Origin of the sequence: Streptomyces sp. NPDC050263, assembly GCF_040655955.1 — a bacterium.
In the GTDB taxonomy this organism is placed as follows: domain Bacteria; phylum Actinomycetota; class Actinomycetes; order Streptomycetales; family Streptomycetaceae; genus Streptomyces.
The window spans coordinates 98,161-118,069 of the sequence record NZ_JBFAKW010000007.1; the positions used below are offsets into that span (position 1 = coordinate 98,161).

The window sequence follows — 19,909 nt, forward strand, 5'->3', positions numbered from 1 at the left end:
TTCGTCCTCCCCCTTCACGTAACGTTGCATTCATCGCCGCGGGGTGGAGCAGCTCGGTAGCTCGCTGGGCTCATAACCCAGAGGTCGCAGGTTCAAATCCTGTCCCCGCTACTGAAGGCTGAGGGCCGGAATCCAGAACATGGATTCCGGCCCTCAGTCGTTATGTCCTCGGTCGTTGTCGCCCTCAGGGATTTCAGCCGCCGTGCCCGACCGCCTCTTCGTACAGGCGCCGGTTCACGGTCCTCGACTCCGGGAGCGGGTCCCCGTCGGTCACGCCCTGGGCCTGGTAGGCCGCCTGGAGGCGGTCTGTCGTGCCGGCGCGGATCTCCCAGTCCATGCGGAGCGAGGGCGTGGACTTCAGGATCGTCTCGTCGATCTTCAGCAGCTTCGCGAGGTACGTGACGAACGCCTCGTCCTTCTTGTAGTCGGCCGCGAAGTACGTGTTCACCGTGCGGATGTAGGCCCGCAGCAGGGCCACCCCCGCGTCCACGTCGTCGTTCAGCAGGCTCGGGCCGTACAGCAGGCCGCCCAGCGGCTCGCCCTGGGGCTGGCCGCCGAGGAAGGCGTAGGAGGGGTCGCCGTCGACCTTGCGCCAGACCGGATCGAGGAGCCAGGCCGAGTCGACGCCGCCGTTCTGGAGCGCGGTGAGGACGTCGGCCGAGCCGAGCTGCTGGTACTGGATGCGGTCCAGGGCGCCGCCGTGCTCCTCCAGCGCCTTCTCCATGGGGTACGCGATCACCGAGCCCTTGCCGATCATCGTGCCGAGTCTGCTGCTCGCCATGGAGACGTCGTCGGCCTGCTCACCGTCCTTCAGGCGTACCCACAGGCCGCTCTTCGAGCCGAGGCCGGGGGAGAAGTTCCCCGCGACCCAGCGGATGTCGAAGCCGCCCCTGACGCCGTTCATGACCGCCGCCTCCGGGGCCGCCCACAGGGCGTCGACGTCCCCCTTGGCCAGCAGGGGCAGGGCGTCGGGCGTGGGCAGCACCTTGAGGGCCACGTCCAGGCCCTCCCGCGCGAACTCGCCCTTGTCCAGGGCGACCTGGAGCGGGGCCACGTACTCCGCGCTCAGGGTGCCCGTCGCGATGGTGAGCCTGCGGCGCTCGGGGAGCGGGGCGGGAGGCGGTGAGTCCGGCCGGCAGCGGGCCGGGGCGCGGGTGGCGGAGAGGTCCGCCGGGTCCGTCCGGGAGGCGGCGGCGCAGCCCTCCACCGGGCGGATCGCACGGGGCGCGCCCTGGGCGCCCGACCGCGTGTTCGCGTCGTCGTCCGGCTGCGGCGAGGAGCACGCCGCCGACGCCAGCAAGGCGGCCGTGACCAGTACGGCGGGCACCAGCCCGCGGAAACGTCTCCTCATGCCTGCCCCCGGCCCCGGTCCCGCGGCGCCCACGGCGTGAGCAGCCGTCCCACGATCCGTACCAGCTCGGAGAAGACCACTCCGAGCACCGCCACACAGACGATCCCGACGAACATCACGTCGTTCTGGAACAGTGCGCGCGAGTCGAAGATCAGATGGCCGAGGCCGTCGGCCGCAGCGATCTGTTCCGAGGCGACGATGACCAGGACCGCCACGCCCGCCGCGATCCGCGCGCCCACCAGGACGGCGGGCAGCGAGGCCGGGAGCAGGACGTGGCGGAACATCTGCCACGGCGAGGCGCCGAAGACCCGGCCCGCGTCGCGGTGGCCGGCCGGGATCGCCAGCACCGCCGACATCGTCGAGATCCACACGAAGAAGAAGACGGTCGTCGCCACCAGCGCCACCTGCGGGCCCTCGCCCAGGCCGAACATGTTCAGGAAGATCGGCAGGAGGGCCAGCTTCGGGACGACGTACAGGGCGTCCAGGAGGGGCTCCAGGGCCGCCCGGACCACGGAGAGGGAGCCCATCAGCAGGCCGAGCGCGTAGCCGGTGGCCGTGCCGATCGCATAGCCGGCCAGGACGCGCTTCAGCGTCGCCCACACGTCCGGCCACAGCTCGCCGGCCGCGGCCCGGTCCCAGCCGTCGGCGAGGATCGTGGACGGGGCCGGGTAGACGCGGTCGTCGATCCAGCCCCGGACGGCCGCCAGCTGCCACAGCAGGACCAGCAGCAGCGGGACCGCGAGCGCCAGGGAGAGTTCCAGGGCCCTGCGGCGGCGGTGGGTGCGGACGGGGTGCAGTTCCTCGGGGCCGGGGCGGCGGACCAGGACCTGCCCGCCCGAGTCCGAGTCCGAGCCCGAATTCGAGTCGGGGTTCGGGTTCGAATCCGAGTTCTTCAGCAGCGTGCTCACGCGAGCACCGCCTCTCTGCGCAGCAGGTCCCACAGCTCGTCCTTCAGGGCCGTGAACTCGGGGGTCGAGCGGATGTCCCCGGTGCGCGGGCGCGGGAAGGGCGGGCGGTGTTCGGCGATGATCCGGCCCGGGCGGGCGGACATCACCAGGACGCGGTCGCCGAGGACGATCGCCTCCTCCAGGCTGTGGGTGATGAAGAGGGTGGTCGTGCGGGTGGCCTGGGTGAGGTCGAGGAGTTCGTCCTGGAGGATCGTGCGGAGCTGGGCATCCAGGGCCGCGAAGGGCTCGTCCATCAGCAGGATCTCGGGTTCGACGGCCAGTGCGCGGGCGATCGCCACCCGCTGGCGCATCCCGCCGGAGAGGGTCGCCGGGTAGGCGTCCGCGAAGTCCGCCAGGCCCATCCGGGCCAGCCAGTCGTCGGCGCGGGCGGTGGCCTCGCGGCGCGGGACGCGCTGCACGTCCAGACCGAAGCGGACGTTGGCGCGGACGGTCTTCCAGTCGTAGATGCCGTAGTCCTGGAAGATCATGGCCGCGGGGCGCGGGTTGGAGGTGCGGATCTCCAGCGTGCCGGCGCTTGGGCGCAGCAGCCCCGCCGCGATGCGCAGCAAGGTCGACTTGCCGCAGCCCGAGGGGCCGACGACGCAGGTGAACTCGCCGGGGGCGACGGCCAGTTCGAGGGGGCCGAGGGCGTCGACGGCGCCATGGCCCCTGCCGAAGGTGCGGGTCAGATCACGTGCGCTGAGTTTCGGATACGGCTTTCCCACAGCTCCCGACGATATGACGGGTCGTCAGATTCGGGAACCCCGTGTGCGGGGACGGGTGGGAGTACGGATGCGCAAAAGGGCGTTACGCCGCGGCGCAGTTCGGGCAGATCCCGCGGTACGTGACCTCGACGTCCGAGACCTTGAAGCCGAAGCGCTCCGAGTCGGGGAGGTCGGCCAGCGGGTTGCCGCTCGGGTGCACGTCCTTGATCGCGCCGCACTGGGCGCAGACCAGGTGGTGGTGCGGGCGGTGCGCGTTCGGGTCGTACCGCTTGGCGCGCTTGTCGGTGGCGACCTCGAGCACCTCGCCGAGCGAGACCAGTTCGCCGAGCGTGTTGTAGACGGTCGCCCGGGAGATCTCCGGCAGTCGGACGACGGCCCTGGCGTGCACCTCGTCGGCGGTCAGATGGACGTGATCGCCGTCGAGCACCTCCGCCACGACACGCCGCTGCGCGGTCATTCGCCATCCGCGCCCGCGCAGTCGTCCCAGAAGGTCACTCATGGTCCCAGCCTAACAGCCAGCGGGAACAGGTCCCGAACGAGTGTGACTTTAGAGTCCAACTTGACTTGGACGAAGTCCATTGTAGGATCAACCAGGAGACTGCGGCAAGCGGCTGGAGGTCGCGGTCCAGGCCCTGCGCGGCTGACAGCACTGGACCGCTTGTCGTGAGCGGCGGGCCGGGTTCCCCTTCGGGGCCCGGCCCGTTCGTCGTTCGGGCGGGGTGCCGTCAGGCCGGCACCTGCTGTCGTACCGGCGCCCAGCAGCGAATGATGTCGCGGACCGAGACGATGCCGGCCGGCTCCCCGCGGTCGAGGACGATCAGGTGACGGAAGCCGCCGTGGGCCATCGCCCGGGCCGCTTCCTCCAGGGTCCAGGTCGGCGCGGCGAAGACGACGTCGTCGGTGGTGTGGGCGTGGGTGTGTTCGCTGTCCGGGTCCTGGCCCAGGCCCACGGAGTTGAGGATGTCCCGCTCGGTGAGGATGCCTATGCCGCCGGCGTCCGGGTCCAGGACGATGGCCGCGCCGACGCGGCGGGCGGACATCAGGGCGGCGGCCTGCCGGAGGGTGTGTGCGGGGCCGATGGTCAGGACCACCGTGCTCATGGCGTCGCGGACGAGCATGGGCTGAGCACCTCCTGTGAATCCGTGACTTGTGAGGGTCATGGGTTAGTTCATGAATTCACAAGTTCACAAGTCGGGGGTGGTGTCAGCGTGGCAGGTAAAGCGGGGGTCAACAAGAGGGCGCGCGCGTCCAACTGAGGGCGCGCGCGCTCATCTGTGGTTCTCGGGCGTGATGTTCAGGAGCGCTCGTTCAGATAGCCGAGCAGCTCGTCGTGGAGCAGCCCGTTCGACGCGGCCGCGTCGCCGCTGTGCGGGCCCGGACGGCCGTCGAGGCCCGTGAAGACGCCGCCGGCCTCCGTCACGACGATCGCGGTGGCCGCCATGTCCCAGAGCGAGAGCTCCGGTTCGGCGCACAGGTCGATCGCGCCCTCGGCGACCAGCATGTACGGCCAGAAGTCGCCGTACGCGCGCGTGCGCCACACCTCGCGGGTCAGGTCGAGGAAGCCGTTCAGCCGCCCGCGCTCCTCCCAGCCGGTGAGCGAGGAGTACGCGAAGGAGGCGTCCGACAGCTTCGAGACGCGGGAGACGTGGAGCCGGCTCGCGGCGGACAGGCTGCGGCCGGTGTACGCGCCGTGCCCCTTCGCCGCCCACCAGCGGCGGCCCAGCGCGGGCGCGGAGACCACGCCGACGACGGGCTGGTAGCCCCCCTCGCCCGCCTCCATCAGCGAGATCAGCGTGGCCCAGACGGGGACGCCCCGCACATAGTTCTTCGTGCCGTCGATCGGGTCGATCACCCAGCGGCGCGGCCCGGTGCCCTCGATGCCGTATTCCTCGCCGAGGATCGCGTCCCGGGGGCGGGCCCGCTGGAGGTGGCCGCGGATGATCTCCTCGGCGGCCTTGTCGGCCTCGCTCACCGGGGTCATGTCCGGTTTGGTCTCGACCTTGAGGTCGAGGGCCTTGAAGCGGTCCATGGTCGCGGCGTCGGCGGCGTCCGCGAGGACGTGCGCGAGTCGGAGGTCGTCCAGGTAGTCCGGCATGGAGCGAACCGTATCCGGCGGAGCCGAGCGGGAGCCACAGGGGACCGGGGTGTGGACGGCGTCCCCCTCGCGAACCCTTGACAGTGCCGTCGTGCGCGTCAAACCTGGGGCGCAGAGCCGCTCGTTCCAGGGAGGCGATGATGCCTGTGGCGCGGGAATCCCTGCTCGACGCCGCCTTCGAGGCGCTTGCGCTACGGCCGTGGGCCGCGGTGCGGATGGTGGACGTCGCCGCGGCGGCCGGAGTGTCCCGGCAGACGCTGTACAACGAGTTCGGCAGCAAGGAGGGCCTGGCCCGGGCCCTCGTCAGACGCGAGGCCGACGGGTACCTCGCCGGGGTCGATGCCGCGCTCGCCGGGCGCGGGGACGCCCGGGACCGGCTCACCGCCGCCGCCGAGTGGACCACCGCCGCCGCCCGCGGCAACGCCCTCGTCCGGGCCGTCCTCACCGGGTTCTGGAGCGAGCGGCTGCCGTCGCCGACGCTCTCGGCGGTGCCGTCCTCCTCCGCCGTGCCGGCGCAGCGCCGGGCGGACGGGCCGCTGCCGTCGCCCGGCGACCTGGTGGGCGCCGTCCGCGACCGGGCGGTGGCCGCGCTCTCGGGTCCCGGCGCCGTCCGGGCCGACGCCGCCGACCTGGCCCGCGTCTGTGAACTCGCCGTCCGCCTCGCCCTGTCCTGCGTGGCCGCGCCGCCGCCGGGGGAGGACGGGGTCGCCGAGCTGGTACGCGGCGCCCTGCAGCGCCAACCGGCCGGCTAGCCGCCGCCCCGGCGTCCTACGCCCCGGCGTCCTACGCCCCGGCGTCCTAGTGCGCCGACCCCGACAGTTGCAGCCCGATCACTCCTATGATCACCAGGCTGATCGAGACGATCTTCAGGATCGACACGAGGTCGCCGAGGAAGATCATCCCGTAGATCGCGGTGCCCGCCGCGCCGATGCCCGTCCACACGGCGTAGGCCGGGCCCACGTCGAGTTTCTTCAGGGAGAGCGTCAGCAGGCCGAAGCTCCCCAGGGCGAAGATGCAGAACGCGACGGTGGGCCAGAGCCTGGTGAAACCGTGGGACAACTTGAGGCATACGGCGAAACCGGTCTCGAGCAATCCGGCCACGACGACCAGCAGCCACGCCATGAGCTGTCCCTCCGTATGTCCGGCTCGGTGGATTATGCACTTACCGGACTCGGGTGTACGCAAACAACGCGGTGGTCAACAGCCTGTTCGTCGGCTGCCGGTCAGTCAGTCTCCGTCCGTGCGCTCGCGCGTGGACAGCAGCCGTCGCAGGGAGTAGAGCCGCGCCGGATCGGCGTGGCCCTCGGCCACCCACGCGTCCAGCGCGCAGTCCGGCTCGTCGTGACTGCACGCGCGCGGGCAGCCCTCGGTGCCCGGCACCAGGTCGGGGAAGGCGAGGATCACCCGGGACGGGTCGACGTGGTGCAGGCCGAAGGACCGTAGGCCCGGAGTGTCGATCACCCAGTCGTCCGTGTCCGCCAGCGGCAGGGCCAGCGCCGAGGTCGTGGTGTGGCGGCCGCGGCCCGTCACCGCGTTGACATGGCCGGTCACCCGCCGCCGCTCCTCCGGGACGAGCGCGTTGACCAGGGTCGTCTTGCCGACGCCCGAATGCCCGACGAACGCCGTGATCCGCCCGGCCAGCAGCTCGCGCACCCGGCCCACCGCGTCGCCGTTCTCCAGTTCCTCGCGGCTGGTGACGACGTACGGGATGTCGAGGTGGCCGTACAGCTCCAGCAGCTTGTCCGGGGACGCCAGATCCGACTTGGTCATGACCAGCAGCGGGGTCAGACCGCCGTCGAACGCGGCCACCAGGCAGCGGTCGATCAGCCGGGGGCGCGGCTCCGGGTCGGCCAGCGCGGTGACGACGGCCATCTGGTCGGCGTTGGCGACGATCACGCGCTCGAACGGGTCGTCGTCGTCCGCGGTGCGGCGCAGCACCGAGGTGCGCTCCGCGATGCGGACGATCCGGGCGAGGGTGTCCTTCTTGCCGGACAGGTCGCCGACGATGTCGACCCGGTCGCCCACGACTGCGGCCTTGCGGCCCAGTTCACGGGCCTTCATGGCGAGGACGATGCGGTCCTCGACGAGGCAGGTCAGCCGGCCCCGGTCGACGGTGAGGACCATGCCCTCGACGGAGTCCTCGTGCTTCGGACGGATGTGCGTACGCGGCCGGTTGCCCTTGCGGTTCGGGCGGCTGCGGATGTCGTCCTCGTCGGTGTGCTTGCCGTAGCGGCGCATGGTGGAAGTCCCTATACCCCGGACGTCCCGAGCATTCCGGTCCACAGGTCGGGGAAGTCCGGCAGGGTCTTCGCCGTCGTCGCCACGTTCTCGATCTGCACGCCCTCCACCGCCAGGCCGATGATCGCACCGGCCGTGGCCATGCGGTGGTCGTCGTAGGTGTGGAAGATCCCGCCGTGCAGCCGGCGCGGACGGATGTGCAGGCCGTCGGCGGTCTCCTGGACGTCCCCGCCGAGCTCGTTGATCTCCTTGGTGAGGGCTGCCAGCCGGTCCGTCTCGTGCAGGCGCAGATGCGCCACGCCGCGCAGGGTGGACGGGGAGTCCGCGAGGGCGGCGACCGCCGCGATGCCCGGGGTCAGCTCGCCGACGTCGCTCAGGTCGACGTCGATGCCGTGGATCGAGCCCGAGCCGGTGAAGACCAGGCCGTAGTCGGCCAGCTCGCAGGAACCGCCCATCTCGGTGAAGATCTCCCGCAGCCGGTCACCCGGCTGAGTGGTGCGGGCCGGCCAGTCCGGGATCAGCACCCGGCCGCCCGTGACCAGCGCCGCCGCCAGGAACGGCTGGGCGTTGGACAGGTCCGGCTCGATCGTCAGGTCCCGGCCGAGCAGGGCGCCCGGCGTGACCCGCCAGACGTTCGGCTCGCCGCCCGACTCCGGGGTGTCCACCTGGGCGCCGACCGCGCGCAGCATGTCCACCGTCATCCGGATGTGCGGCATCGAGGGCAGGGTCGAGCCCGTGTGGCGGACCTCCACCCCCTGGTTGAAGCGCGGGGCGGAGAGCAGCAGGGCGCTGACGAACTGGGACGACGAGGACGCGTCGATGTCCACCGGACCGCCGTCCAGCGCGCCCGAGCCGTGCACCGTCAGGGGCAGCGCGCCGCGGTCGTCGTCGTCGATCCGCGCGCCGAGGACGCGCAGCGCGTCGATGACGCCGTTCAGGGGACGCTCGTACGAACGCGGGTCGCCGTCGAAACGGACGGGGCCGTCGGCGAGGGCGGCGACCGGCGGCAGGAAGCGCATCACCGTGCCGGCGTTGCCGACGTCGACCGTGGCCGGTCCGCGCAGCCCCGCGGGCAGCACACGCCAGGCCTCGCCGGTGCCGTCCGGGCCCACACCCTCCTCGATGCCGACGCCCATCTCGCGCAGCGCGCCCGCCATCAGCAGGGTGTCCCGCGAGCGGAGCGGGCGGCGCAGCCAGCCGGGCTCGGAGGCGAGGGCGGCGAGGACGAGGGCGCGGTTGGTGACGGACTTCGACCCCGGCACGTGGACCGTCGCGTCGACGGCCTCGCTCGCGTGCGGGGCGGGCCAGAGGGCGGTGGTTGCGGCGGGGTTCACGGGCATGCGCCCACTTTAGTCTGCGGCGTGGTTCGAGTGCGGCGCGTAGGCCTGCGGCCGGCCGTGGTCGGGTGCGGCGCCGTCGGGGCTTGTCGCGCAGTTCCCCGCGCCCCTTAAAGCAGTCCCCCGCGCCCCTTCTGAAGAGGGCGTTTCTACAGGCCCAGGAGCCAGCGTCCTCCGCCCAGCAGTGCGCACAGGCTCACCGTGTGGAACAGGAACAGCCACAGTGCCGCCGGGACGTGGGTCAGGCGGGAGAGCTGGTCGGCGTCCGAGTCGCCCGCGCCGCCCCTCGATCGCTTCATCTGCAGCTCGAAAGCCGGGCGGACGCCGCCCAGGAGGAGGAACCAGACCACCGCGTACGCGAACGCCGCCTGTACCTGGGGGCCCGCCAGCCAGGAGACCAGGAGGAACGTGCCGCCGGAGAGGACCACCGTCAGGGCGCCGTACGCGTTGCGGATCATCACCAGCATCGCCACCAGGAGCGCCGTCGCCAGCCACAGCAGCAGGGTGATGCGGCCGGCGCCGAGCAGGGAGGCGCCGCCCAGGCCGAGGAGCGGGGGAGCGGTGTAGCCGGCGGCCGCCGTGAGGATCATGCCGAGGCCGTGCGGCTTGCCGCGGCTGACGGTCAGGCCGCTGGTGTCGGAGTGCAGGCGTATCCCGGTGAGCTGCCGGCCGGTCAGCAGCGCTGTCAGGCCGTGACCGCCCTCGTGGGCGATGGTGATGGCGTTGCGGGAGACGCGCCACAGGCTGTGCGGCACGACGACGGCGAGGGCCGCGACCGCGGTGGCGATCACCACCCACAGGTCGGGGTCGGGCTGGGTGCCGACGAGACGGTCCCACAGGTCGGGCAGCGCGGTGACGGCGGTGCTGTCCATGATGTGCGGTGGCTCCCAATCGACGTACGGAGTCTGGCAGTGTGGCACGTATGTGCGGACGGTATGCAGCGAGTCGCAGGCCCGAGGATCTCGCAGGAATCTTTGAAGTCGAGAAGTGGGAGCCGGAGGAGAGCTTGGAGCCCGACTACAACGTGGCGCCGACCAAGGAGGTCTACGCCGTCCTCGACCGTCCGTTGAAAGACGCCGACGACCGTCGTCCGGTTCGCCAGCTGCGCACGCTGAAGTGGGGGCTGGTGCCCTCCTGGTCGAAGACGCCCGAGGGCGCCGCCCGGATGATCAACGCGCGCGCCGAGACCGTCCACGAGAAGCCCTCGTACCGCCGTGCCTTCGCGACCCGGCGCTGCATCCTGCCCGCCGACGGCTACTACGAGTGGGTCACCGCCAAGGACGAGCGCGAGCTGGAGGTCGAGGGGAAGAAGAAGCGGGCCCGCAAGCAGCCCTACTTCGTGCTCCCGGCCGACGGCTCGGTCTTCGCGATGGCCGGGCTGTACGAGTTCTGGCGGGACCGCACCCTCCCCGACGACCATCCGCAGGCCTGGTGGGTGACGTGCTCGGTCATCACCACGGAGGCCGAGGCGTCACCGCTCGCCGTGGCCCCCGCCGACGGGCCGCACGCGCTCGCCGACATCCACCCCCGGATGCCGCTGATGCTCACCCCGGACCGGTGGGACGCCTGGCTCGACCCCGCGCGGACGGACCCCGACGAGCTGCGGTCGCTCCTCGAACCGCCGCCGACCGGGCTGATGCGCGCCTACCCGGTGTCCACGGCCGTCAGCAACGTCCGCAACAACGCGCCGGAGCTGCTCAAGGAGCTGGAGGGGCCCGAGGAGGGCACACTCTTCTGACGTGAGCAGCGAAACAACCGCAACCAGCGAAACGGTCGAGACCGAGGCCGGGACCGCCCGTGTCACCTGGCACCCGGCCGAGAAGGCCCGCCTCGTCCTCGCCGTCAGTCATGGCGCAGGCGGTGGCATCGAGGCCCGTGACCTCAGGGCGCTGGCCGCCGTGCTGCCCGGGCACGGGGTGAGCGTGGCCCTCGTCGAGCAGCCCTGGCGGGTGGCCGGCAAGAAGGTCGCGACCGCGCCGAAGACCCTCGACGTCGGCTGGCGCGGGATCTGGCCGGTCGTCGCCGCGCCCGGGGTGCCGGTGATCTCCGGCGGGCGGTCGGCGGGCGCGCGGGTGGCCTGCCGTACGGCCGTCGAGCTCGGCGCGCACGCGGTGCTCGCGCTCAGCTTTCCGCTGCACCCGCCGGGCAGGCCCGAGAGGTCCCGCGCCGACGAGCTGCTCGGCGCCGGAGCGCCCACCCTCGTCGTCCAGGGCGGCAACGACCCCTTCGGCAGGCCGGACGAGTTCCCGGAGGGCGCGTACGAGCTCCTGGAGGTGCCGTACGGCGATCACGGGCTCGCCGTGCCCAAAAGGGCCGCGACGACGCAGGAGGAGGCTCTGGAGGCCGTCACCGCCGGTGTCGTCCGGTGGATCACGTCACTCGGGTAAAGAGCGGGGAATGTCGAGGGGCGGGTCGCTGTTGAGGCGGACAGAAGTGCTGAACGCCCGGCACCGACGTCTGTGGGAAGGAAGTCCGCCGCATGGGTTCGACCGTATGCCCGAGCCGCAGCAGCCGTACCGACCTGGACTGGACGGTGCTGCATGCGACCAAGGCCGCACCTATTCGAGCGGCGGCAGGCACGGGTAGTCGTCTATCCTCCGATTCGAGTGGGATCGGTTTCGTTCCCACCCGCGATCTTGAGGAGGTGGGTCCGGTCACCGGTACCGACGCAGGGACCGACAACGGCCAGGCGGAGCTGCCCGAGGGCCAGGGCGTGAGCGCGGAGACGGGCACGGAGTCCACCGTGGAGCGCAGCGCGCGCTTCGAACGGGACGCGCTCGAATTCCTCGACCAGATGTATTCGGCCGCGCTGCGCATGACGCGCAACCCCGCGGACGCCGAGGACCTGGTGCAGGAGACGTACGCGAAGGCGTACGCGTCCTTCCACCAGTTCCGCGAGGGCACCAATCTCAAGGCCTGGCTGTACCGGATCCTCACCAACACCTTCATCAACTCGTACCGCAAGAAGCAGCGCGAGCCCCAGCGCAGTGCGGCCGAGGAGATCGAGGACTGGCAGCTGGCGCGCGCCGAGTCGCACATGTCCACCGGTCTGCGCTCCGCCGAGTCGCAGGCGCTGGACCACCTGCCCGACTCGGACGTGAAGGCAGCGCTCCAGGCCATCCCCGAGGAGTTCCGCATCGCCGTGTACCTCGCGGACGTCGAGGGCTTTGCGTACAAGGAGATCGCGGACATCATGGGGACACCCATCGGGACGGTGATGTCCCGGCTGCACCGGGGCCGCCGTCAACTGCGCGGCATGCTCGAGGACTACGCCCGTGAGCGCGGGCTGGTCCCGGCGGGCGCCGGAGAGTCGAACGAAGTGAAAGGTTCGGGCTCATGAGCTGCGGAGATCCGCACGAGACGGACTGCAGTGAGGTCCTCGACCACCTGTACGAGTATCTCGACAGCGAGATGCCCCCTCTCGACCGGGACAAGTTCCAGCACCACTTCGAGGAATGCTCGCCGTGCCTGGAGAAGTACGGGCTGGAGGAGGCCGTGAAGAAGCTGGTCAAGCGGTGCTGCGGGCATGACGACGTGCCGAGCGATCTGCGGGCCAAGGTCATGGGCCGGCTCGACCTGATCCGTTCCGGTCAGACCGTTCCCGAGCATGACGTGTACGAGGCCGCCCCGGCCGAGCTGCCGGGCGCGACGGCCGCCGAGGGCTGAGACCCCCGGCTGCCGTCGCGGCGGTAGCCGCCCTGCCCCGGTGTCCCGGCTTGTCCGGGATCCGTGCCGGGTCAGACCTCCAGCGTGCTCTCGATCTTCTTCAGGCTGTGCCGGGCCAGCGCCAGGTTGCTGCGCGACCGGTCGAGGGCCAGGTAGAGGAAGAGCGTTCCGGTGGTGCTGGCGAGCGGCCGGATCAGGTGGTACTGCCGGCCCAGAGTGATCAGGATGTCCTCGATGGTGTCGTCCATGTGCAGCGACGCCAGCGTGCGCATCTTCGAGCGCACCACCTCGGTGTTGCCCGCCGCGGCGAGCTCCAGGTCGAGCTGCGGCCCGCCGCCGAGCGTGCCGAGCGACATGCCGCTTTCGTAGTCGACGAGGGCGACGCCGAGCGCGCCGTCCACGGTCATGGCTTCCTTGAGTGCTGTCTCGATGTTCATGGTGTTGCCTCAATTCCCCAGTGCCGCTGACTGGTCGCTGCACGTACAACTACGATCGAACGTAAGCGACTTCTGAGTCACGGAACATCAACATTGTTGCTTGTTCTGAAAGATGACGTTCAACGTACTGTGTGACGTCTGCACGTGAAGGGGGAAACGCGGAAATGACGACCGCGCTCCAGGCTTCGCTGGCCCGGCTCCTCGACTCCCCCGGGGTCACCGGCGTGGCTCTGGTCGACGCCGTCACCGGCCTCACCTACGGGGAGGCGGGCGACGCCGGGGCGGTCGGGGACGGGGCAGCCGACGCCGCGCTGGCCGCTCTCATCGCCGAACGGCTGGGACAGGCGGGTGCCGAGGGGGAGTTGGAGAGCGTGATCACCACCAGCACGCGGCGCCATCAGGTGCTGCTCGCGGTGGCGCGACCGGTCGGCGACCCCCTGCTGCTGGCGGCGGGCCTGGACCGGGAACGGGCCAACCTGGCGCTGATCGCGCGCAGCATGGAATCGCTGGCCGCCGAGGTCCTCGGATGACCGCCGGCGCGCGCAATCTGCCCGCGCTGCTCCAGGGGCTGCACGACGAGGGCTTCACTGGCACGGTCCGGGTCTCCGGCACCCCGGGGGGAACGATTCACCTGCGGGACGGCCTGATCGGCGCGATCGAGACCCCGGGCGCGCCCCCCGCCTCCTCGCTGCTGCTCACCCCGGGCCGCGTCGACGACGAGGCCTGGCTGGCCGCCCGTGCCGCCCAGCCCGACGTGGACCGGCTGGGCGGACAGCTGGTGGCCGCCGGTCTGATCGGCGCCGCCGAGCTGGAGGTGGTGTGCGTCGCCGCCGTGTTCGACGCCGCCTTCGCCATGGGGCTCGGCCCGCCCGGAAGCTGGCAGCTCAGCGGTCTCGAACCGACGCTGCGCGCCCAACCGGGCGTGGAGCCGCGGAAGGTGACCGAGGAGACCACCCGGCGCATCGCGTTCCTGGCCGAGCAGTGGGGTCCTCCCGGCGAACTCGTCCGGGTCCGGCCCACCCTGTCCCCGGACGCCGAGACCGACGGGCCGCCCGAGTGGCTGTCGACCCGTCACCGGTCCGTGCTCGGCGGCGTCAACGGCCGCCGTACGGCCCGGGACATCGCCTTCACGCTCGGCCGCGGACTGTACGCGGTCCTGCTCGACCTGATCCGGCTGCGGACGCTCGAGCTCGTCCGATGGGAGTCCGGCGAAGGGCCCCGCGAACGGCCCAGCACCGCGCCGCGCGTGCTGCCGGGCAACGGGGCGGCGCCCGAGGCGGCGAGCCGGCCGGTGAGAGTCGTGCCGCTGCCGCGACGCACCCCCGGCGGCAACGCCTGGCGGCGCGGGAACGCTCAGGGAGAGGATCCGACGAGCCCGGCCGGCTCAGAGAGTTGGGGCGGTCGGTGAACTCACGCCAACGCCGTGCGGAGTTGCGCAACAGACGGCGCGCGAACGCCGAAGCGAAGCGGATCCAGCGCCTGCGGGCCAGGGAACCGGACCGGTACCGAGACCCACCCCGGACCTTTGATCAGGCCCCGGCGCCCGAGCCCGACCGACCGCCCACCGGCCAACCGCCGTCTGCTCGACCACCTGTTCGACCGACCCCGCAGAAGCCGCCGTTGCCCGTGCGGGGCGCGTCGCCGTCCGCGGACTCCACCGGCACCCTGCCGTTCGTCCGACCCACGCTGTCGCCCGAAGCCCTGGCCGCCGATCAACCCTCCCTCGACATCCTGCGCCGAGTCCGGCGGGGCCTGGACGCCCTGCCGGAATCCGACTGAGCCGACACGTTCCCGGCCCGGACCGCACAGCAGAAGAATATGCCAACAGCAAGGTACCAAGGAGTAGTTCATGAGTGAAGACCCGTCGCCGCAGCCGCCGCCGAACCCCTTGACCGACATCCTGATCTCCCTGCGAGATCGGGTGATGGGGGTCTCCGAAAGCGTGCTGTCCACGGTGGACGGTCTTCTCGTCGTCGCCGACGCGGACTCCGTCCACCCCGAGTCCGTCGCCGCGCTCGCCGCCGCCACCCTCGGGGTGGCCGGCCGCATGGCCGAGCAGGCGGGCACCGGCCCCCTGCGCGAGGTGGTATCGAGGTGCGGCTCCGGGCACGTCATCGTCGTCGGCGTCGGCGAACGGGCGCTGTTAACCGTCATCGCGGACGACGGCCTCGACCTCGCCGCGTTCCAGCGCGAGTCGCCGGCCACGGTGGAACAGCTGAACCGGACGTTGGCGGCGGACGTGCCGAGGTGACACGTGTGAGCACGAAGGGGCAGGCGGCCGGGTCCCTCACTCGAACGGACTAATCTCGCGCCGCTGGGCCCGCCGAAACGTCCATTGCCTCCCCGGGGGCCCTCCCGGCCGTCCTATCCTCCAACTCCCGAGCATGTCCCGTAATCCGTACCAGGCTTGAGCCCGAGCAGGTCCGCACGGCCGGCCGACGCCTCGGCCATCGGGGAGGAGAGCGATGCGGTCGGTTCCGCCGCGGGCGTGGGGCTACGTCGCCTGTGTCGTCGTCGGCGCAGCGTCCTGCCTCTGGGGGCTGCAGTCCGTCCGGACGCCCTGGTGGGCTGTGGCGCTGCTGGCCGGGCTGTACGTCGGCTGCGAGCAGGTCACCCGGTGCCGCCAGGTCGGCCGGGCCGCCGCCGGGGACCTGGGCGCCTTCTACCCCGTACTGCTCGCCGGGGCCTTTCTGCTGGCCCCGCCCGCCGCCGCGCTCGTACCGCTGCCGGGGGCGCTGCTCGCGCGGGTCGGGCAGCGTCCCCGGGGGCTGCGCCGGATCTGGCGGGCCGCCCAGCTCGTCGTCGCCGTCTGGGCCGCGTCCCGCACGCACGAGGTACTGGGCGGGCGGGCCGCGATCGGCGACTCCGACTTCCCCGGCTCCCTCGGGCCCGCCGGGGCCGCCGTGCTGGTGTTCTGCCTGGTGCTGAGCGTGCTGGACGGCGGCATCCGCACGCTGGCCGAGGGACTGCCGGCGCGGGCCGTCGGGCGGGGGCTGTTCGCGCGCTCGCTCGCCCCCGTCGCCGTGCACGGGCTCGCCGGGCTGATGATGGCCGTCCTGTGGCGCAGCCCGTACGGGCCGGTGGCCGCGCTGCTCGTGCTGTTCCCGATGGGCGTGTCCTGGTGGGTGTTCGCGCAGTACCACCGCGAGCGCGCCGCCCACCAGGCGACCATCCGCACCCTGGTGCAGGCAGTCGACATCAAGGACGGCTACACGCGCGGCCACAGCGAACGGGTCGGACAGGCCTCGATGCTGATCGGGCGCGAACTGGGCATGGACGAGGGCCGGATCGAGGTGCTCCGCTTCGCCGGGATCCTGCACGACGTCGGCAAACTCGGCGTCCCCACCCGCCTGTTGCGCAAGGACGGGCCGCTGACTCCCGAGGAGCGGCGCATCATCGAACTGCACCCCGAGTACGGGCACGAGATCACCCGCGGGATCTCCTTCCTCGGCGACGCCCGCTCGGCGATCCTCCACCACCACGAACGCATCGACGGCACCGGCTACCCGTACGGCCTGGCGGGCGGTCAGATCCCGGAGTCCGCCCGGGTGGTCGCCGTGGCCGACGCCTTCGACGCGATGACCTCCACCCGCTCCTACAGCCGGGCCAGGCCGGTGGAAGCAGCCCTGGCGGAGCTGCGGCGGTGCGCGGGGGCCCACTTCGACCCCCGGATGGTCACCGCGCTGACCCGGGTCGTCGAGCGGGACGGCTGGCACCCGGTGGTGACCGCCGAGGAGCCCCGGACGACCGTCCCCACGCCCGCGCAGGCCCCCGACGACGACCGGTCCGAGGTACGCCGATGATCGCCCGCCGCCTCTTCCTCGCCCTCTACGCGGCCGCCGCCCTCCTCGTCGCCGTCTCCCTCCTCGTGACGTTCGTGACAGGCGTCGAGGAACGCCCCGTCGCGCTCGCCTTCGGGATCCTCGTCGCCGTCGGCGAGCTGATCCGGTGGAGCGGGCCCGGGCTGCGCGAGGCCGCGCCGCTCGGCACCGCCGGGTCGCTGGCGTACGCGCTGGTCGGGGAGCACGCCGGGCACCCCACACACCACGGGGTCGCGCAGGTCGTGTCGGTCGTGGTCGCCGCCTCCCTGCTGGGCAGCGTGCCGCACCTGGCCCGCGGCCAGGGACCCGTCCTCGACCACCTGGTCCGACGCGTGCTGGCCGTCGGCTTCGCCGCCGTCTGCTTCCAGCCCCTCTACAACCGGGGCGTGTTCGACGGCTGGAGCGGCCCCGCCTACGCGCTGCTGCTGCTCGCGCTGCTCGTCCTGACCGTGCTGTGCGACGCCGTGGTCGCCGCCGCGCTCGCCCGCACCTGCACCGGCTGGCCGTTCGCCCCGCTGCTGCGGGACGAGCTGAAGGCCGTGCCCGGCATCGGGTCGGCGGTGTGCGCGACGGGCGCGGTGATGGCGCTCGCGGTCGCCGTCGTCGGCCTGTGGGCGCTGCCGGTGTTCTCGGTGCCGCTGCTGCTCACCCAACTGTCCCTGCGCCGGTACGCGGCCGTCCGGGCCACCTACCGGCAGACCATCGCCTCGCTGGCCCGCGCCACCGAGATCGCCGGGTACACCCCCGCCGGGCACGCCCGCAGGGTCGCCGCCCTCAGCCAGGCCGTGGGCCGCGACCTCGGGCTGCCGGAGCCCGAGCGGGCCGTCCTGGAGTACGCGGCCCTCATGCACGACATCGGGCAACTCAGCCTGGTCGACCCGGTCCCGGCCGGGGCCACCGCCGGGCTGCCGGCGGCGGAGCAGCGGCGGATCGCGCTGCTCGGCGGGGCCGTCGTCCGCCAGACCGGGGCGAGCGCACAGGTCGCCACGGTCGTCGAGCGGCAGGCCGACCCCTACCCGGAGCAACCGGTGGCCGCCCGCATAGTCCGGGTGGTGAACGCCTACGACGAGAAGGTGCGGGGCGCGGGTCCCGGCGGGCCTCTCACCGCACTGGAGGAACTGCGTCTGGGCACTGGCGGGGAGTACGCGCCGGAGGTGGTGGAGGCGCTGGCCAGGGTGCTTTCGAGAGGCCGTCTGACCTTGCCTGCGGGTGGGTAACCCATGGGTAATGAGCGGCCTTCCGGCCACACGTGGTTGGATGCGAGGGAGAGAGTGTCCGGGGGCACTGGCCAGCCCACAGAACGGAACTGGCAGGCGGGAATCGTGAGGATCTTCGGCAAGGGACGGCACCGGCCCTCCGCCTCCTGGCGGCAGGCCACCGACCGCGCGTTCACGCTGATCGGCGACGGGCGGTACGAGGACGCGGGCGCGCTGCTGACACGTGCCGCCGACCTGGAACCCTGGCTGTCCGAGTCCTGGTTCAACCTCGCCCTGCTGCACAAGTTCCGGCACGACTGGGAACAGGCCCGCACGGCGGGGCTCCGCGCCGTCGCCCTGCTCGACCGCGAGGCCGGGGCCCCCGACTGGTGGAACGTCGGCATCGCCGCCACCGCCCTCCAGGACTGGCCGCTGGCCCGCCGCGCCTGGCAGGCGTACGGGCTGCACGTGCCGGGCCACGCCACCGGCGCGGGCGAGCCCGTCGGCATGGAACTGGGCAGCGCGGCCGTCCGGCTGTCGCCCGAGGGCGAGGCCGAGGTGGTGTGGGGGCGGCGGCTGGACCCCGCCCGCATCGAGGTGCTGTCGATCCCGCTGCCGTCCTCCGGACGGCGCTGGGGCGAGGTCGTGCTGCACGACGGGGTGCCCCACGGCGAGCGGACCACCTCCGTCGGCCACTCCTACCCGGTCTTCGACGAGATCGAGCTGTGGGCGCCGTCCCCCGTGCCGACCTGGGTGGTCCTGCTGGAGGCGGCCACGGAGGCGGACCGGGACGCGCTGGAGCAGCTGGCCGCCGACGCGGGGTTCGCGGCGGAGGACTGGTCCTCCTCGGTGCGGCTGCTGTGCCGGATGTGCTCGGAGTCGCGGATGCCGTCGGACGAGGGTGACGGCGAGCATCTCGATCCGCATGACCACAGCGAGCCCGGGCATCCCGGGCCGCTGGGGCATCGCACGGACGGGCAGCTGTGGGTGCCCGAGCGGGAGTGCGGGGTGGCTGCGCCGGCTTCGCTGGTGAGGGGGTTGCTGGACGGGTGGGTCGCGGACAGCCCGGACTCTCGTGACTGGCGGGATCTTGAAGAGGTGTGCTGACGTCGTTCGGCTGCGGGTTCGTCGTGGTTGCTCGCGCAGTTCCCCGCGCCCCTGACGGGGCGCTTCCCCGTACCCTGTATCGGCATCATCACTCTGTTCTTGTTCAGGAAGGCATCGTCGGTCATGGCGCAGCAGGACACCGATCAGCAGCACGCGGGCGTGCTCCCCGTGGACGACGAGGGCTTCGTCATCGACACCGAGGAGACGGAGGCGCGCGAGCTGGCCTGGCGTGAGGCCGGCTCCTCGCGGCCGATCACCGTGGTCGGGAACCCGGTGCTGCACAAGGAGTGCAGGGACGTCACCGAGTTCGACGACGAGCTGCGGCAACTGGTCGCGGACATGTTCGCCTCGCAGCACACCGCCGAGGGCGTGGGCCTGGCCGCCAACCAGATCGGCGTCGACCTGAAGGTCTTCGTCTACGACTGCCCGGACGACGAGGGCGCCCGGCACACCGGTGTCGTCTGCAACCCCGAGCTCGTCGAGCTGCCCGCGGACCGGCGCAGGCTGGACGACAGCAACGAGGGCTGTCTGTCGGTGCCCACCGCCTACGCGCCGCTCGCCCGTCCCGACTACGCCGAGGTGAGCGGGCAGGACGAACAGGGCAACCCGATCAAGGTGCGCGGGACCGGCTACTTCGCTCGGTGTTTGCAGCACGAGACCGATCACCTGTACGGGTACCTGTACATCGACAGGCTGTCCAAGCGCGAACGCAAGGACGCCCTGCGGCAGATGGCCGAGAACGAGCCCCGCTACCCCGTGGTCGCCAACGACTGAGCCCACCCGCACATACGACGACGCCTGGCCGGGAGGCATCCCGGCCAGGCGTCGTTCGTGTGTCCGACTGACGTTCGATCGCTTACGCACATCTACCGCACATCTACCGCACATCTACCGCACATCTGCTGCACATCTGCTGCGCATCCGCTGATCCGTAATCAGTAAGGCGGGGGTGGATTCTCAACAGGTTGGGGTAGTGAATGAAGCAAATC

24 protein-coding genes and 1 tRNA gene are annotated in these 19,909 nt (G+C 71.9%); 14 read left to right on the forward strand and 11 right to left on the reverse strand.

Annotated features, from left to right (window positions below; all coding sequences use genetic code 11):
* The first annotated feature begins 37 nt into the window (after positions 1 to 37).
* Positions 38 to 111 (forward strand) — tRNA-Met (locus AB0J04_RS05050).
* Positions 112 to 193: 82 nt separating this feature from the next.
* On the opposite strand, the gene AB0J04_RS05055 is transcribed toward AB0J04_RS05050, so the two are convergent.
* From AB0J04_RS05055 to hisN, 6 genes are all read right to left on the reverse strand, one after another.
* The gene (locus AB0J04_RS05055) at positions 194 to 1,351 is read right to left on the reverse strand and encodes an ABC transporter substrate-binding protein (protein ID WP_363166972.1); all 1,158 of its coding nucleotides are present in this window, start codon (positions 1,349 to 1,351) and stop codon (positions 194 to 196) included.
* Positions 1,348 to 2,175: an ABC transporter permease gene (locus AB0J04_RS05060; RefSeq protein ID WP_363167024.1), complete on the reverse strand. Its 828-nt coding sequence runs from the start codon at positions 2,173 to 2,175 to the stop codon at positions 1,348 to 1,350. The genes AB0J04_RS05055 and AB0J04_RS05060 overlap by 4 nt, the downstream gene beginning before the upstream one ends.
* A gap of 80 nt (positions 2,176 to 2,255) precedes the next feature.
* Positions 2,256 to 3,023, reverse strand: a complete 768-nt coding sequence (locus AB0J04_RS05065) for an ABC transporter ATP-binding protein (RefSeq protein ID WP_363166973.1) — start codon at positions 3,021 to 3,023, stop codon at positions 2,256 to 2,258.
* Positions 3,024 to 3,105: 82 nt separating this feature from the next.
* The gene (locus AB0J04_RS05070) at positions 3,106 to 3,522 is read right to left on the reverse strand and encodes a Fur family transcriptional regulator (RefSeq protein WP_363166974.1); all 417 of its coding nucleotides are present in this window, start codon (positions 3,520 to 3,522) and stop codon (positions 3,106 to 3,108) included.
* Positions 3,523 to 3,748: 226 nt separating this feature from the next.
* The gene (locus AB0J04_RS05075; protein ID WP_363166975.1) at positions 3,749 to 4,141 is read right to left on the reverse strand and encodes a CBS domain-containing protein; all 393 of its coding nucleotides are present in this window, start codon (positions 4,139 to 4,141) and stop codon (positions 3,749 to 3,751) included.
* Between the two features lie 176 nt (positions 4,142 to 4,317).
* Positions 4,318 to 5,118, reverse strand: a complete 801-nt coding sequence (gene hisN, locus AB0J04_RS05080) for a histidinol-phosphatase (RefSeq protein ID WP_363166976.1) — start codon at positions 5,116 to 5,118, stop codon at positions 4,318 to 4,320.
* Positions 5,119 to 5,255: 137 nt separating this feature from the next.
* Between hisN and AB0J04_RS05085 the strand changes: the two genes are divergently transcribed.
* Positions 5,256 to 5,870, forward strand: coding sequence for a helix-turn-helix domain-containing protein (locus AB0J04_RS05085; RefSeq protein WP_363166977.1), 615 nt, complete (start codon positions 5,256 to 5,258; stop codon positions 5,868 to 5,870).
* A gap of 46 nt (positions 5,871 to 5,916) precedes the next feature.
* Here the strand turns inward: AB0J04_RS05085 and AB0J04_RS05090 are convergent, their stop codons facing one another.
* The 4 genes from AB0J04_RS05090 to AB0J04_RS05105 form a co-directional block, all read right to left on the reverse strand.
* Positions 5,917 to 6,240 carry a multidrug efflux SMR transporter gene (locus AB0J04_RS05090; protein WP_363166978.1) on the reverse strand — a complete coding sequence of 108 codons (324 nt, stop codon included), beginning with the start codon at positions 6,238 to 6,240 and terminating at the stop codon, positions 5,917 to 5,919.
* Between the two features lie 105 nt (positions 6,241 to 6,345).
* Positions 6,346 to 7,356: a ribosome small subunit-dependent GTPase A gene (gene rsgA, locus AB0J04_RS05095; RefSeq protein ID WP_363166979.1), complete on the reverse strand. Its 1,011-nt coding sequence runs from the start codon at positions 7,354 to 7,356 to the stop codon at positions 6,346 to 6,348.
* An 11-nt stretch (positions 7,357 to 7,367) separates the two neighbouring features.
* On the reverse strand, positions 7,368 to 8,696 hold the full coding sequence (gene aroA, locus AB0J04_RS05100) for a 3-phosphoshikimate 1-carboxyvinyltransferase (RefSeq protein WP_363166980.1): 1,329 nt from the start codon (positions 8,694 to 8,696) through the stop codon (positions 7,368 to 7,370).
* Positions 8,697 to 8,842: 146 nt separating this feature from the next.
* Positions 8,843 to 9,565: a M50 family metallopeptidase gene (locus AB0J04_RS05105; RefSeq protein ID WP_363166981.1), complete on the reverse strand. Its 723-nt coding sequence runs from the start codon at positions 9,563 to 9,565 to the stop codon at positions 8,843 to 8,845.
* Between the two features lie 50 nt (positions 9,566 to 9,615).
* Between AB0J04_RS05105 and AB0J04_RS05110 the strand changes: the two genes are divergently transcribed.
* The 4 genes from AB0J04_RS05110 to rsrA all read left to right on the forward strand — a co-directional run bounded on the left by AB0J04_RS05110 (position 9,616) and on the right by rsrA (position 12,359).
* Entirely contained in the window at positions 9,616 to 10,431 is an 816-nt protein-coding gene (locus AB0J04_RS05110; protein WP_363166982.1) for an SOS response-associated peptidase, read from the forward strand.
* Between the two features lies 1 nt (position 10,432).
* Complete coding sequence (locus AB0J04_RS05115) at positions 10,433 to 11,080, forward strand: alpha/beta family hydrolase (RefSeq protein WP_363166983.1); 648 nt, start codon at positions 10,433 to 10,435, stop codon at positions 11,078 to 11,080.
* Between the two features lie 257 nt (positions 11,081 to 11,337).
* Entirely contained in the window at positions 11,338 to 12,033 is a 696-nt protein-coding gene (sigR, locus tag AB0J04_RS05120; protein ID WP_351903184.1) for an RNA polymerase sigma factor SigR, read from the forward strand.
* Positions 12,030 to 12,359 carry a mycothiol system anti-sigma-R factor gene (rsrA, locus tag AB0J04_RS05125; RefSeq protein WP_351903187.1) on the forward strand — a complete coding sequence of 110 codons (330 nt, stop codon included), beginning with the start codon at positions 12,030 to 12,032 and terminating at the stop codon, positions 12,357 to 12,359. The genes sigR and rsrA overlap by 4 nt, the downstream gene beginning before the upstream one ends.
* Positions 12,360 to 12,430: 71 nt before the next feature.
* Here the strand turns inward: rsrA and AB0J04_RS05130 are convergent, their stop codons facing one another.
* Complete coding sequence (locus AB0J04_RS05130) at positions 12,431 to 12,796, reverse strand: hypothetical protein (RefSeq protein WP_363166984.1); 366 nt, start codon at positions 12,794 to 12,796, stop codon at positions 12,431 to 12,433.
* Between the two features lie 164 nt (positions 12,797 to 12,960).
* Here AB0J04_RS05130 and AB0J04_RS05135 point away from each other — a divergent pair, with 164 nt between their 5' ends.
* The 8 genes from AB0J04_RS05135 to def all read left to right on the forward strand — a co-directional run bounded on the left by AB0J04_RS05135 (position 12,961) and on the right by def (position 19,694).
* On the forward strand, positions 12,961 to 13,326 hold the full coding sequence (locus AB0J04_RS05135; protein WP_363166985.1) for a hypothetical protein: 366 nt from the start codon (positions 12,961 to 12,963) through the stop codon (positions 13,324 to 13,326).
* Entirely contained in the window at positions 13,323 to 14,204 is an 882-nt protein-coding gene (locus AB0J04_RS05140; RefSeq protein ID WP_363166986.1) for a hypothetical protein, read from the forward strand. The genes AB0J04_RS05135 and AB0J04_RS05140 overlap by 4 nt, the downstream gene beginning before the upstream one ends.
* 212 nt (positions 14,205 to 14,416) lie before the next feature.
* Positions 14,417 to 14,575: a hypothetical protein gene (locus AB0J04_RS05145; protein ID WP_363167026.1), complete on the forward strand. Its 159-nt coding sequence runs from the start codon at positions 14,417 to 14,419 to the stop codon at positions 14,573 to 14,575.
* 70 nt (positions 14,576 to 14,645) lie between these two features.
* Complete coding sequence (locus tag AB0J04_RS05150; protein WP_363166987.1) at positions 14,646 to 15,047, forward strand: roadblock/LC7 domain-containing protein; 402 nt, start codon at positions 14,646 to 14,648, stop codon at positions 15,045 to 15,047.
* Between the two features lie 214 nt (positions 15,048 to 15,261).
* Positions 15,262 to 16,599 (forward strand): HD-GYP domain-containing protein, encoded by a 1,338-nt coding sequence (locus AB0J04_RS05155; RefSeq protein ID WP_363166988.1) that lies wholly within the window; start codon positions 15,262 to 15,264, stop codon positions 16,597 to 16,599.
* Positions 16,596 to 17,834: an HD domain-containing protein gene (locus tag AB0J04_RS05160; protein ID WP_363166989.1), complete on the forward strand. Its 1,239-nt coding sequence runs from the start codon at positions 16,596 to 16,598 to the stop codon at positions 17,832 to 17,834. The genes AB0J04_RS05155 and AB0J04_RS05160 overlap by 4 nt, the downstream gene beginning before the upstream one ends.
* 105 nt (positions 17,835 to 17,939) lie before the next feature.
* A complete protein-coding gene (locus AB0J04_RS05165) occupies positions 17,940 to 18,920 on the forward strand; it encodes a hypothetical protein (RefSeq protein WP_363166990.1) in 981 nt (326 codons plus the stop codon).
* 123 nt (positions 18,921 to 19,043) lie between these two features.
* Positions 19,044 to 19,694 (forward strand): peptide deformylase, encoded by a 651-nt coding sequence (gene def / locus AB0J04_RS05170; RefSeq protein ID WP_363166991.1) that lies wholly within the window; start codon positions 19,044 to 19,046, stop codon positions 19,692 to 19,694.
* Positions 19,695 to 19,909: the final 215 nt, after the last annotated feature.